10 protein-coding genes are annotated in these 13,654 nt (G+C 62.2%); 1 reads left to right on the forward strand and 9 read right to left on the reverse strand.

The annotated features are described in order from the left end of the window. The first annotated feature begins 35 nt into the window (after window positions 1–35). Entirely contained in the window at window positions 36–1,091 is a 1,056-nt protein-coding gene (locus EWR20_RS06990; RefSeq protein WP_129359903.1) for an NAD-dependent epimerase/dehydratase family protein, read from the forward strand. 91 nt (window positions 1,092–1,182) lie between these two features. Here the strand turns inward: EWR20_RS06990 and EWR20_RS06995 are convergent, their stop codons facing one another. The 9 genes from EWR20_RS06995 to argS all read right to left on the reverse strand — a co-directional run bounded on the left by EWR20_RS06995 (window position 1,183) and on the right by argS (window position 13,629). Beyond that, window positions 1,183–2,205, reverse strand: a complete 1,023-nt coding sequence (locus EWR20_RS06995; protein WP_238147627.1) for an L-threonylcarbamoyladenylate synthase — start codon at window positions 2,203–2,205, stop codon at window positions 1,183–1,185. A 54-nt stretch (window positions 2,206–2,259) separates the two neighbouring features. Further along, complete coding sequence (gene prmC / locus EWR20_RS07000; protein WP_238147628.1) at window positions 2,260–3,183, reverse strand: peptide chain release factor N(5)-glutamine methyltransferase; 924 nt, start codon at window positions 3,181–3,183, stop codon at window positions 2,260–2,262. A gap of 15 nt (window positions 3,184–3,198) precedes the next feature. Next, window positions 3,199–4,281: a peptide chain release factor 1 gene (gene prfA, locus EWR20_RS07005; RefSeq protein WP_129359905.1), complete on the reverse strand. Its 1,083-nt coding sequence runs from the start codon at window positions 4,279–4,281 to the stop codon at window positions 3,199–3,201. A 131-nt stretch (window positions 4,282–4,412) separates the two neighbouring features. Further along, entirely contained in the window at window positions 4,413–6,428 is a 2,016-nt protein-coding gene (gene rho / locus EWR20_RS07010; protein ID WP_238147652.1) for a transcription termination factor Rho, read from the reverse strand. Between the two features lie 517 nt (window positions 6,429–6,945). Further along, on the reverse strand, window positions 6,946–7,971 hold the full coding sequence (thrB, locus tag EWR20_RS07015) for a homoserine kinase (RefSeq protein ID WP_238147653.1): 1,026 nt from the start codon (window positions 7,969–7,971) through the stop codon (window positions 6,946–6,948). Between the two features lie 11 nt (window positions 7,972–7,982). After that, window positions 7,983–9,083, reverse strand: a complete 1,101-nt coding sequence (gene thrC, locus EWR20_RS07020) for a threonine synthase (protein ID WP_129359908.1) — start codon at window positions 9,081–9,083, stop codon at window positions 7,983–7,985. A gap of 71 nt (window positions 9,084–9,154) precedes the next feature. After that, entirely contained in the window at window positions 9,155–10,453 is a 1,299-nt protein-coding gene (locus EWR20_RS07025; RefSeq protein WP_129359909.1) for a homoserine dehydrogenase, read from the reverse strand. 29 nt (window positions 10,454–10,482) lie between these two features. After that, a complete protein-coding gene (locus EWR20_RS07030; RefSeq protein ID WP_129359910.1) occupies window positions 10,483–11,970 on the reverse strand; it encodes a diaminopimelate decarboxylase family protein in 1,488 nt (495 codons plus the stop codon). Beyond that, window positions 11,971–13,629, reverse strand: a complete 1,659-nt coding sequence (gene argS / locus EWR20_RS07035; protein ID WP_129359911.1) for an arginine--tRNA ligase — start codon at window positions 13,627–13,629, stop codon at window positions 11,971–11,973. Window positions 13,630–13,654: the final 25 nt, after the last annotated feature.

The raw sequence follows: 13,654 nt of genomic DNA on the forward strand, positions 1-13,654 counted from the left end.
AACGCGATCAGTTGCGTCGACGAAAGCGAGGAAGCATGAGTCAGAGTACCTGGCGAGTTCTCGGGGCCACAGGTTTCGCGGGGTCGGCCATTATGACCAGACTCCAGCAGGAGGGGATCAGTGCCTCCCCCGTGTCCGCGCCGCGGCTGGCGACGTCGTCAGAGTCAGCCGGCCAAGTGATCTCCGAGGCCAGGCGACTTGAATCCGTGATCGACTACTTGGCGGACTCTTTCGCAGGCGCAGACGTAGTGGTCAATGCCGCCGGCTTATCAGCCCCGGATCAGAATGATTTGCCATCTTTGGTCGGAGCCAATGCCCTGTTACCCACCGTGGTCGTAGTTGCCGCGCAACGCACCGGCGTGAGGCGCGTGATCCATTTGAGTTCGGCGGCCGTACAGGGAGCGCGTCCCGTACTGGATGCGTCCGAAGCCACTGCCCCTTTCTCTGCGTATTCCTTCTCCAAAGCCTTGGGCGAAGACTGCGTCCTCAGGCTTCGCGATTTCATCAATGCTACTGCCCATGCCGGCGCGGCTCCCGGCTCGGCAGCCTCAGACTTTCCTCCTGCTCCCAGCAAGTCTCCGGCCCAGGTCGAGCCGAACCATGCGGCGGAATTGTGCATCCTCCGCGCCACTTCTGTGCAAGGTTCCGGGCGCAAAACAACGTCGAATCTCGCGCGTGTCGCATCCTCGCCGCTGGCTGTCGTCGCCGGAAACGGTGACCGAGCCACTCCCGTTACGTCGGTCCATGCCCTAGCCGAATATGTCGTAGCGGTCGGTAAGTTCGCGGGAAAACTGCCGTCGATTGTTCTCCAGCCTTGGGAAGGCGCCACAACGGCGTCCGTCATCCGCGACGCCGGACGACGCAATCCCCGTAGGGTTCCGGCCTTCGTCCTGCGTCTTGGCGTCAAATTCGGCCATGTTCTCTCCTCGGCGATGAACGAGCGGCTCCAAGGCGCCGTTCGACGGGCCGAGCTGATGTGGTTCGGCCAGGGTCAGGACGACACCTGGGCTACCGAGAACAATCTCCTCCCGGAGCGGCGTATCGGTGCGGTCCTGAGGGAAGCGCATACCGCGACCGGCTCCAAGCGTTAGTCGCCGACTACGCGTGCACCAGCCGAGAAAGGGGGCCCGTCGATCGTTGTCGATCGGCGTGCCCCCTTTGTCGGCTTGGTATGACCCCGACCTACTCCTGTTCGCCCTGATTCTGCGGAAAAAGAAGGGCTCGAGCTTCGTCCACGCCCAGTGGCCGTGCGTCCTTGGCGCGTTCCGTCCTCGTCGATGAGCGGCCGTCCGTGACTTTGCTCCGCAACTGGTCGACGGGCTGGTGGTCAGCGCCCCGACTCGATGCGGCATCCGCCGTGAGCAATCCGGCCTCGACCGAGCCTTCGGGCGCCGACGCGGCCCGGGGTCCGTCTCCGGGACCGCGCACAGGTTCGTCCGTCACGCCGGAGGGCCCTTCATCGGCCGGCAACTCCAGGGAGTTCTCAGCCTTCGGCGAAGATATGGAATCCTTCTCTTGCTCCAGCTGTTCCAGAGTGATTGCGGTACGAGCCACGCTCTTGATCTGCTCCAGGCTGATCGCGCCCAGGCGGACCACGACAGGTCGCTCTCCAGTGACATCGACGATCGTCGAGGGGGCGACGTCGGCACTGTGCATCTCCGGATCGCGACCCACCGGACGGACTCCGGCATCGACGATGGCTTCAACCCTCTCGCCGAGTTGGTCGAACGCCTCTTCCCCGTTGGTTGCGGCGGTCAGCCCCGTCCGGTTGGCGCTCGAAACCGCCAACGGGCCGGTGCGCCTCAGGATCTCCCGGGTGAGTTCGTCGTCGGGAACACGCAGGGCGACGGTGCCCTCAGTCTCCCCGAGATCCCAGTTAAGAGAAGGCTGCGAAAAAACAATAAGCGTCAGTGCCCCTGGCCAAAAAGCTTCGGCGAGGGCCTGGGCGTCCGAGCTGAGATCGTCTGCGAGCCCAGGGAGCACGCTCGAGTCGGCTATCAGCACGGGAGGCGGCATTCGGCGCGATCGGCCCTTGGCGTTGAGCAGCTGTTGCACCCCTCCGCGAGAAAAAGCATCCGCGGCGATTCCGTACACCGTATCCGTGGGAATCACTGCGGTGCGGCCATCCAGCATGGCTTTTTCAACTGCGGAAAGAGCGGCCTCGCGCTCTTCCTCGGTGGTGACGGGGTATACGGTTGCGGTCACGATCGATGCGTCTTTCGTTGCTTCGGTTGATGGTCCCGTAGTCCACGGGATATCTCAGACACCAGAGTAACCCTTGGTTGCCCGTGGGCGTCCGGTCAAGTCTGTAATGGTCTCAATAGTGTGGAAACCCATAGTCGAAAAGATTTCGGCGGCACCTTCGGCCTGGACCTCCGCGTGTTCCATAACGAGCATTCCACCGGGCAGAAGCAGTTGCGCCGCACGCCGGACTATCCCACGCGGGATCGCGAATCCGTCCTCGGATCCACCGTACAAGGCCATGTCCGGGTCGTGCTCGGCGACCTCAGGGTCCTTGGGGATTGCGCCGCTGGGTATGTACGGAGGATTGCTGACGACGGCGGTCACGCTCGATTCCCAACCGATGAGTGCTTGTGCCGCGTCATCGACGATGATCTCCACCGGCAGTCCCGTGAACGCGACGTTTCGCCGGGCCCACGCGGCTGCGCTCGGCGACAGCTCGACGCCGTAAACCTCACATTCCGGGTTCTCCTGCGCCGCCGCCAGCGCAAGGGCACCGGAGCCCGTGGCCAGATCCACGACCACCGGCCGCTCCCCTCGAGGGGATTGCCGCAAGAAAGTATTCAACTCGTCGATCAGTACTTCGGTCTCCGGACGAGGAATGAACACCCCGGGCCCGACGTCGAGGCTCAGATGACGAAAATACGCGCGGCCGGTCAGGTGCTGAAGCGGAATGCGCGAGGAGCGGGCCACGACGAGTTCATCGAATCCCGCGGGGGTTCCGACGTTTCCTGCCATCGCCCACGCAACAACTTGTCCCCGCGAAACGCCTTCTCCGTGCTCGGCCCGGAGCAGGTGCGCGGCCAACAATTCGACATCGGCACGAGGGGATTCGACGCCTGCCCTGCGCAATCGGTTCTCCGCATCGCGGAGGGCGAGCCCCAGAGGCATCTCCTCGAGCACTCGGCTGGGATCGGAACTGGGAGACTCGCCGGCGGACATCTGACACGGCACTTTCTACTCGGAGTCCTGACCAAGCGCCGCGAGGCGGTGTTCCTCATCCATCTGGATCGCGGATTGCACCACCGGTTCGAGGTCTCCGCCCATCACGGTGTCAAGGTTATAGGCCTTGTACCCAGTCCGGTGATCCGCGATTCTGTTCTCGGGGAAGTTATACGTACGGATACGTTCGGAACGGTCCATCGTCTTGACCTGTGACTTCCGGTGCTCGGCTGCCTCGGCGTCGAGTTGCTCCTGTTGATGTGCGAGCAAACGAGCACGGAGAACGCGCATCGCGGCCTCACGGTTCTGCAACTGTGATTTCTCGTTCTGCATTGCCACCACGATTCCGGTGGGCAAGTGAGTAATACGCACCGCGGAGTCCGTCGTGTTGACTGACTGTCCGCCGGGGCCCGAAGACCGATAAACATCGATTTTGAGATCGTTCTGGCTGATATCGATCTCTTCCGGCTCATCGACTTCGGGGAAAACCAGCACGCCCGCGGCGGACGTATGGATTCTGCCCTGCGATTCCGTGACCGGCACGCGCTGCACGCGGTGCACACCGCCCTCGTACTTGAGGTGAGCCCAGACGCCTTCAGCAGGGTCAGTCGAACTGGACTTGACGGCCATTTGGACGTCCTTGTAACCGCCCAAATCCGATTCGGTCGAAGAGAGGATCTCAGTTTTCCATCCCTTGCGCTCGGCATACCGGGCATACATTCGCAGGAGATCACCCGCGAAGAGAGCAGATTCGTCACCGCCCTCGCCGGCCTTGACCTCGAGAATTACGTTACGGCCGTCGTCCGGGTCCCGGGGAATCAACAGGCGGTGCAACCGTGCCTGGGCCTCGTTGAGAGCCTCTTCCAGGGATGGCACTTCCGCGGCGAATTCTGGATCTTCTCCGGCCATCTCGCGCGCTGCTTCGAGGTCACCTTCCAGCGTTTCGACCTTCCGGTACGCCTCGACGATGCCGTTGAGCTCAGAATACCGGCGTCCGAGCTTGCGGGCCTTGCCTTGGTCGGCGTGCACGGCGGGGTCGGCCAGCTGCCGTTGCAGTTCCTGGTGCTCATCGAAGAGGGATTGGATGGAATCGAGCATGGGGTCCTCGGTGATTGAGATTGTGGTGTGGCCTCCATTATCTCACTCGCTCCCGTGGCCACAGGCAGGGAGCGCGAAAAAACCGACGCCCGGCCCCACGAAGAGTGGATCCGGGCGTCGGTTCAGGGACGCTAGTCGTCCGACTTGGAGCCCAACGTGGTCTTCTGCACCTGAAGCAGGAACTGCACGTTCGTCGGGGTATCACGCAGTTTGCTGGTGAGGACCTCGAGGGCCTGCTGTTGGTCCAATCCGGCCAGCACACGACGCAACCGCCACATGATCTTGATCTCGTCCGGCGACAAGAGGTTCTCCTCGCGGCGAGTTCCGGATTCGTTGACGTCCACGGCCGGGAAGATGCGCTTGTCAGCAAGCTGGCGCGAGAGGCGCAATTCCATGTTGCCGGTGCCCTTGAATTCCTCGAAGATCACCTCGTCCATCTTGGAACCGGTCTCGACCAGAGCGGTTGCCAGGATCGTCAGCGAGCCGCCTTCCTCGATGTTGCGTGCGGCGCCGAAGAAACGCTTGGGCGGGTACAGCGCCGCGGAGTCCACGCCACCACTGAGGATACGACCGGAAGCCGGAGCGGCGAGGTTGTAGGCGCGTCCAAGGCGAGTCATCGAATCGAGGAGGACGACGACGTCGTGCCCCATCTCCACGAGCCGCTTGGCACGCTCGATGGCCAGTTCTGCAACGGTCGTGTGGTCGTCGGCAGGTCGGTCGAAGGTCGAAGCAATGACTTCACCCTTGACAGTGCGCTGCATGTCCGTGACTTCCTCAGGACGTTCGTCAACCAGCACCATCATGAGGTGAACCTCGGGATTATTGGTGGTGATCGCGTTCGCAATCGACTGCAGCATCAGCGTCTTGCCCGCCTTGGGTGGCGAGACGATCAGGCCGCGCTGGCCTTTGCCGATCGGGGCAACGAGATCGACCACGCGTGGGCCGATCTTCTTCTGCTCGGTCTCAAGGCGAAGACGCTCGTTGGGGTACAACGGGGTCAGCTTGTTGAATTCCACACGCTCGCTGAGCTCTTCCGGCTTCTTGCCGTTGACGCTGGTCAGCTGAACCAAAGCGTTGAACTTCTGGCGGGAATTATTCTGGTTTTCGCCCTCACGCGGCGCGCGGATCGCGCCGACGACGGCGTCGCCCTTGCGCAAGTGATTCTTCTTGACCTGGGCGAGCGAGACGTAGACGTCGTTGGGACCGGGCAGGTAACCGGAAGTGCGGACAAAAGCGTAATTGTCCAGTACGTCGAGGATACCGGCAACGGGCAGCAGGACGTCGTCCTCGGTCACCTCGGTGTCGTCGACCTCGGGCCCGTTGTTCCGACCACGCCGGCGATCGCGACGGTCGTTGCGGTTCCGGTTGCGACGGTTCCGACCCTTGCGGTCGTCGTCCTCCGGGCCGTTGTTATTGCCCTTGTTCCGGTTGTTCCGACGATCGTTGTTGTTCTTGCCGCCGTCGTTCCGGTTGTTGTCCTCGGAGTTGTTCTCCTTGGGACCGTTGTCCTTGGAGCCGTTGTCCTTGGGACCGTTGTCCCTGGAGTTGTCCTTGGACCTGTTGTTGTTCTTGTTGCGACGATTCCGGTCGTTATTGCCCTTGTCGTCATTCTTCGAATCCGAACGGCGCTCGTTCTGCCCGTCCTGATCCTGCGAGCCGCCCTGGTTGTTGCCGCGCTGATCATTACGCTTGGTGCGCTCCTGATCCTGCTCACGGCCATTGTGGCGTTCCGCGTTGCGGTCCTCGCCGCGTTCGCGCTGGGAAGACTCGGCAGGGCGTTCCTGGGAGCCCTCGTTCTTCTGCCCCTCCTCGTCGGACTGCGGGACGTCATTCTTGACGTTCCCGCCCGACGTGGCCCGACGTGAGCGACCTCGCTGGGGACGCTCGGACTGGCCTTGTGCTGCGGGCTTTTGGCTGTCCTCGGAACCGTTCTGATCGGATCCCTCGGATTGCCCCTTATTCTGATCCGAGCCCTTGTCGGCCTTGGACTTGTTCTGAGCAGCCTTCTCGTCTCGGTCGGCGACGGCCGAACCGCGCTGATGGGCCGCAATGGCCTCGACCAGTGCAGACTTCCGCATGCGTCGAGCTCCAACGATGCCGAGCTGAGAGGCTAGCGATTGCAACTGCGCCAATTTCAAGGCGCTCAATCCGCCGCTGCTTTTCCCCTGCTCTGCGGCCTGGGACTCGGCTGTGTTTTGCGTGTTTTGAGATTCTGGAGACTCGTTGTTCTGGCGAGTCTGTTCAGCCGAACCGTTGGTTGGCTGTTCCGCACCCGATAGGTCGGTCGATACGGTCACGAAGGATCCTTCCCCCTCGACATGGCCCTCGTATATTGAAACGAGACCCGAATATTAATGGTCAGCACGCACCGCCAGAAAAAACGCGGTACGCACGAAGTCCCCGCACCAGATAGCGCAGAGATCAATGACGCGGTCCTTGCCCTCGCCGCCTCGAAGAATGTCGATTCGACGACGCGCAGGGATTTTCTTGAAATGACTGAGCGTACTCGACCCGTAGGCCGGGTAAACCCTCATCCCCAGAAAACCAAAGCTCAGGGACGATCAGCTAACGCGTCGATCCACCAGATTGGTGAACCATCATGATCCGGTCCCACTCAAACGCCAATCATTCCGATTGACCGTGCGACCGGCGAGAACCGAAAGCTTATAGAAGCTTATCGGACTCGACGTGCTCAACTATAACACCGTTGCGATCAATGGTCAGCCTTTCGACATCCCAATTTACGCGGCGATCTCCGAAGTAATTGGACGGCGCCTGCGCAAATTCCTCGATGAGCCCCGCCGCGCGGTCCGCCGAGTCGGCGTTCTCCGCCAGGACGAGCACCGTCGGCCCGGCGCCGGAAACGATGGCGGCAAGACCTCTCCCCCGCAGGTGCGTTACCAATCCAGCGGTCGGTCCCATGGCACTCGCACGGTACTGCTGGTGCAGAAAGTCCTCCGTGGCCGCGAACAGCTCGGAGGGATCGTCTTTCATCGCGTGAACCAGCAAAGCGGCGCGCCCCGAGTTGCTTGCGGCCTCGCGGTGCGGAACAGACTCGGGAATCAAACCACGGGCGATCCGAGTGGGTACTTCGTAATCCGGAATCGCCACGATCGGGACGACGTCGCTATGGACCTGGACCGACACAGAATGAAAGCCGTCCGGGCCGGAATAAGAAATGACCAGCCCACCGAACAGGGACGGTGCGACGTTGTCCGGGTGCCCTTCCATCTGGGAGCAGATCTGCAGAATAGCGTTCGATGTCAGTCGCAGGCCCTCAGGCACCATGGCGTTGGCCGCGACGACGCCGGCCACGATCGCCGACGCAGAAGATCCCATGCCTCTCGAGTGAGGAATGCTGTTCCGGGCCGTGACCCGCAGCCCTGGCAACTCATGCATTCCAATCGCCCGCCATGCGGTGCGCATGGCACGCACGACCAAGTGATCTTCTGTCTGGGGAACGGTCTGGCTGCCCTCGCCGCTCACGTCGAAAGCGAGGCGACCGGAAATTCTCTCCACGGTCACCTCGTCGTAACGTCCCAGGGCCAAGCCGAGGGAATCGTAGCCGGGACCCACGTTTCCCGTGGACCCGGGAACCGTGACGCGCACCCTGGTGCCCAGGGGGATGATATCCGGCCCGAAGGACGCTGCAGATTCGCCGTCGACAAGGGAGGTCGGCCTGATGTCCATGCCCATGGTGATTACTCCAAGCCGAGGGCATCGGCAACCGAGACGACGTCGAAGTCCACCGTAGTGGGCTCTACGTCGTCGCCGTCTGCTCCCCGCAGGGCCCACTGGGGATCCTTCAGACCGTGCCCGGTCACCGTGATGACGATCGTCGCACCGCTCGGGGCTTCTCCGGCCCGATGCTTCTTCAAAAGTCCTGCGACGCCCGCAGCCGAGGCCGGCTCGACGAAAACGCCTTCTCGGGAGGACAGCCAACGGTGGGCTTCGAGGATCTCGTCGTCGGTCACGGATTCGATGAGGCCCTCGGACTCGTCCCGAGCCATTTCGGCCTTGTCCCAGGAGGCAGGATTGCCAATCCGAATCGCAGTTGCGATGGTCTCCGGCTCACTGACTGGGTGTCCCAGAACAATAGGTGCGGCACCTGCCGCTTGGAAACCCCACATCTTGGGCCGCTTCGTCGCAACGGGCTCAATGGTTTCTCCCGCATCGTTGACGTAGGGCTGCGAGTACTCTTTGTAGCCCTTCCAGTACGCGGTGATGTTTCCAGCGTTTCCGACCGGGAGCAAATGATAATCAGGGGCATCTCCCAGGACGTCGACCACCTCGAAGGATCCTGTCTTCTGACCCTCGATGCGTGCGGGGTTGACCGAGTTGACCAGGAACACCGGGTAGTTCTCGGCGAGTTTCCTCGCGACCTCAAGGCAATTGTCGAAGTTGCCGTTGACCTGTAGCAGTTCGGCCCCGTGTGCGATCGCTTGCGAGAGCTTACCCATTGCGATCTTTCCGTCCGGAACCAGCACGGCGCACTTCAGGCCCGCCTGCGTCGCGTAGGCCGCAGCTGAGGCTGACGTATTGCCCGTCGAAGCACACACCACGGCTTCCGCGCCCTGTTCCTTGGCCGCGGTGATGGCCATGGTCATCCCGCGGTCCTTGAACGAGCCGGTCGGGTTCATACCCTCGAACTTGATGTACACCTCGTTGCCGGTGTGTTCGGAGAGCTTGGGGGCACGGATCAGAGGAGTTCCGCCCTCGCCGAGGGTGACGACTTCGGTCTTGTCGGTGACCGGAAGGCGGTCGCGGTACTCGTTGATGACTCCTCGCCAAACGTGTGCCATGGGGTTCCTTACGTTAGTTATCTCTGGCCCGGGTCGTTCCCGGTCGGACGGATGAGGAATGAGAGGTGGCGCTAGCCCTCGACCTGAATCACGGAAGCAACGCTGTATACCGTGGACAGCGAGGACAATTCGTCGATCGTGGACTGCAGGTTCTCGTCACTGGTCTTGTGGGTCACGATGCGAATCGTGGCGTGGTTGCCTTCGATGTCCTCGTGTTCACGATGCTTGGTCTGGTGCATAGTCTGGATCGAGACACCGTGCTCGGCGAAGACGTTCGCGATCGCGGCGAGGACCCCGAGCTGATCCCGAACGCGCAGACCGACGGTGTACCGCGATACGACGTTGGACAACGACGTGGCCCGGAGCTTCGCATACGCATAATCCGGGACTCCTGGGCCCCCGAGCATGCTGCGGCGGGCCAAGGAAACGAAATCACCCAAGACGGCCGACGCCGTCGGTGCTCCCCCCGCGCCGGGACCATAGAACATGAGTTCTCCAGCATCCCGCGATTCGACGAAGACAGCGTTATAGGCGTCCCGGACACTCGCGAGCGGATGAGAGCGAGGAATCAGGGTCGGATTCACGCGAATGTTCACACCCTCTCCGTCGAGCTCGCAGACGGACAGAAGCTTGATCACGTACCCGTCGCTCGCCGCGGCGGCGACGTCGTCGGCGGTGATGTCGGTTATGCCTTGGCAGTGAACATCATCGATCGTGAATTCGGAATGAAACGCCAGCGAAGCGACGATTGCGGCTTTCGCTGCGGCGTCCTGCCCCTCGATGTCCGCGGTCGGATCGGCCTCCGCATAGCCCAATTGCTGGGCTTCAGCCAGGGCATCGTCGAACTGGGCCCCTGTCGAATCCATCGCGTCCAGGATGAAGTTGGTCGTTCCGTTCATGATGCCCAGCACTCGGGTGACTTGGTCGCCCGCGAGGGAGTCGCGCAATGGTCGCAGAATCGGGATAGCACCCGCGACAGCCGCTTCGTAGGAAAGCTGCGCGTTGTTCGCACTGGCCGCGCGCTGAAGTTCCGCCCCGTGGGCGGCCAGAAGAGCCTTGTTTCCCGAGACCACGTGCTTGCCGGCATTCAGCGCCCTGAGGATCCGTGACCGCGCAGGTTCCATGCCGCCGGTGAGCTCGATGACGACATCGGCTTGGTCGATCAGGGACTCTGCGTCCGTGGTGTAGAGAGAAGGGTCGGCTGCGTAATCGCGGTCCGCTTCGAGGCTGCGCACCGCGATCCCGACCAGCTCGGGAGTCGCGCCGATACGTTGCGCCAACTCCGCAGAATCTTCCGTGAGTACCCGTGCGACCTGCGATCCCACGGTTCCGGCGCCGAGGAGCGCCACCTTGATCGTCGGTTCGGTCATAGTTTCTCCTAGCAAGTCGGTATGTCGGCTCAGAGGCCGGCGTCCCTGGCGAAAAGGTCTTCCTCGGTTTCACCGCGCACGATCACGCGTGGAGGGCGCCCCGAGGAAGTCGCTACCACGCCGGGACGCGGAAGGTAGTTGTAGTTGCTCGAGAGCGCCCAGCAGTACGCCCCAGTGGCCGCCACGGCAAGAACGTCACCGCTCGCGAGGTCGGCGGGCAAGTAGCAATAACGAACCACGACGTCGCCGGATTCGCAGTGTTTGCCCACCACGCGGGAAAGAACTTGTTCTCCGCTGGGAGCCCGGTTGGCCACAATAACGGAGTAATCCGCGTCGTACAGAACCGGGCGCGCGTTATCCGACATGCCACCGTCTACTGAGACGTAGCGACGCACCTGAGTCCGGCCGGATCCGGAATCGATCGCAACGTCCTTGATGGTTCCCACGGTGTACAGCGTGGTGCCCGCGGGTCCGGTCAATGCGCGGCCTGGCTCGATCGAAATGTGGGGTATGTCTAGTCCCAGTGACGAGCAGGTATCCGCGACGCTGCGTGCCAGATCACGGGCTATGACGTCGGCGCGTCGAGGGGTATCCCCCTCGATGTAGCCGATGCCGTAGCCGCCGCCCAGGTCAAGTTCGGGGATGTTCGCGTCAATTCGGTTCGATACGTCTGAAATGAATGTCAGCAGTCGCTGGGCAGCGAGGCCGAAGCCATCGGCCTCGAAGATCTGGGAACCGATGTGGCAGTGGAATCCGCGCAGGTCCAGCCCGTCCAACGCATCCGCGGTCAGGGCAGCGAGCATCGCCACAGAGTCCGAGGAGGCAACCGCCGTTTCGGACCACAGTGATGCATCGACGTCGGATTCGGCCAATGCAGCCGTCCCTTCGGCCAGCGACAACCCGAACTTCTGGTCCTCGTGGGCCGTGGCGATGAAATCATGCGTCTCGGCATGCACACCGGGGGTGATGCGAATCATGACTGGGGCCGTGACGCCCATGTTGCGTGCGATGCGGTCGATCATGAAAAGTTCGGGAACGGAATCGGCTACGATCCGTCCGAGACCGTTTTCGAGTGCCCTGCGAATCTCGTTTTCCGATTTGTTGTTGCCGTGCAGGGCAATTCGCGCCCCCGGCATGCCGGCGGCAAGTCCCAGGGCAAGTTCTCCCCCGGACGCCGTATCCAAGTTGAGCCCTTCTTCCCGGGCCCACCGTACGACGGCCGAGCAGAGGAACGCCTTTCCGGCGTAATAGACCGAGACCTCGGCGCCGTATTCGCCAAAGGCCTTTTCGAATGCGGCGCGGTACTCGCGAGCGCGGGTGCGGAATGTCTCTTCGGAATAGACGTATTGCGGTGTTCCGAACTGCTCGACAAGGCTGGAGGCAGTCTGGCCGTCGATGGTCAGCTCGCCCGAGCCGTCACGACCATAAGAAGGGGTCCAGATGTGCCGGTCCAGCTCTGCCGGGTCGGAGGGAAGGCTGAGCCATTCCGGGACCACGGTCGACTGTGCCTTGCCCATTTACATCCTCTCCGGTGCGGTGACGCCCAAGAGGTGCAAACCATTGGCCAACACCTGGGTCGTGGCATCGTTCAAGGCCAGGCGAGTCCGATGGATAACGGTTATTTCTTCGTCGCCCTTGGGCGTTACGCGGCACGCGTCGTACCAACGATGGTATGCACCCGCCAGACGCTCCAGATAGCGAGCCACACGATGCGGTTCGCGGAACTCCGCGGCTTCGACGAGCACACCGGGGAACTGCCCCAAGGCCGCGAGAAGTTCCTCATCCGCCGGAGTGCTCAACAACGAGGCGTCGAAGCTCTCCGCCGAACGCGTCACTCCGGCGTCGGCCGCGTTACGGGCTACCGCGCACGTGCGAGCGTGCGCGTACTGAACGTAGAACACAGGGTTCTCGTTGGACCGCCGGGTGAGCAGGTCCAGATCAATGTCGATGTTGGAATCGACCGAGTATCTGGTCAGAGAATAGCGCGCGGCATCGGTTCCCACGGCATCGACCAGATCTTCCATGGTCACGACTGTGCCGGCCCGCTTGGACATCCGGATGGCCTTGCCGTCGCGGACCAGATTGACCATCTGGCCGATCATGACTTCGACAGCATCCGGGTCGTCGCCGATCGCCGCCGCGGCGGCCTTAAGCCTGGCAATGTAACCGTGGTGATCGGCACCCAGCATGTAGATCGCCAGGTTCGCGCCCCGAGCCCGCTTGTCGGCGATGTAAGCAATGTCGCCAGCGATGTATGCAGCGTTTCCGTCAGATTTGATGACGACCCGATCCTTGTCGTCGCCGTAGTCGGTCGACCGGAGCCACCACGCGCCGTCTGCGAAGTAGAGTTTGTCGCTGCCCTTGAGCTGCTCGAGGACCCGATCAACCTCGCCGGAATCGAAGAGCGAGTTCTCGTGGAAATAGACGTCGAAGTCCACCCCGAAATCGTGCAATGACTTCTTGATGTCCTCGAACATCATCGCCACTCCGTATTTCCGGAATACCTCCTGAGGATCATTCGATTCCAAGGCGTCGGGCACTTCACGGAACACACGCTGTGCGATGTCGTCGATGTACTGCCCGCCGTAACCGTTCTCTGGGGCCGCCTCGCCGCGAGCTTTGGCCAGCAACGAACCGGAGAATCGATCGATCTGCGTCCCGTGGTCATTGAAGTAGTACTCGCGGGTGACCTGAGCACCGTTGGCCGTCAGGATGCGTGCCAGCGAGTCGCCCACGGCTGCCCAACGCGTGCCGCCGAGGTGAATCGGCCCAGTGGGGTTGGCGGAGACGAATTCCAAGTTGATGTGCATGCCGTCGAGCTTGGTGGACCAACCGTACGACGCTCCGGCCTCGAGAATGTTCTGCGCCAGAACACCGGCTGCGGCCGCGTCGAGAACAATGTTGAGGAATCCCGGACCGGCTATGTCCACGTCGGACACGCCGTCGATCGCGATGATCCACTCCGAGAGGACCTGGGCTACCTCACGAGGGTTTTTGCCCACACGCTTGGCGAGCTGCAGAGCGATGTTGGTGCTCCAGTCACCGTGCTGGCGATTCTTGGGACGCTCGACCTTCACTTCTGGCAGGGCTTGTCCCTCGACCAGCTCGAGCTGCCCAGAGTCGATGGCCTGGTGGAGGCACGCGGATATTGCATCGGAGAGTTCTTCGGGAGTCACTCGTCCAGTCTACAAGGATTGTCTT

The sequence above is a fragment of the Rothia uropygioeca genome (assembly GCF_004136585.1).
Lineage (GTDB): Bacteria > Actinomycetota > Actinomycetes > Actinomycetales > Micrococcaceae > Rothia.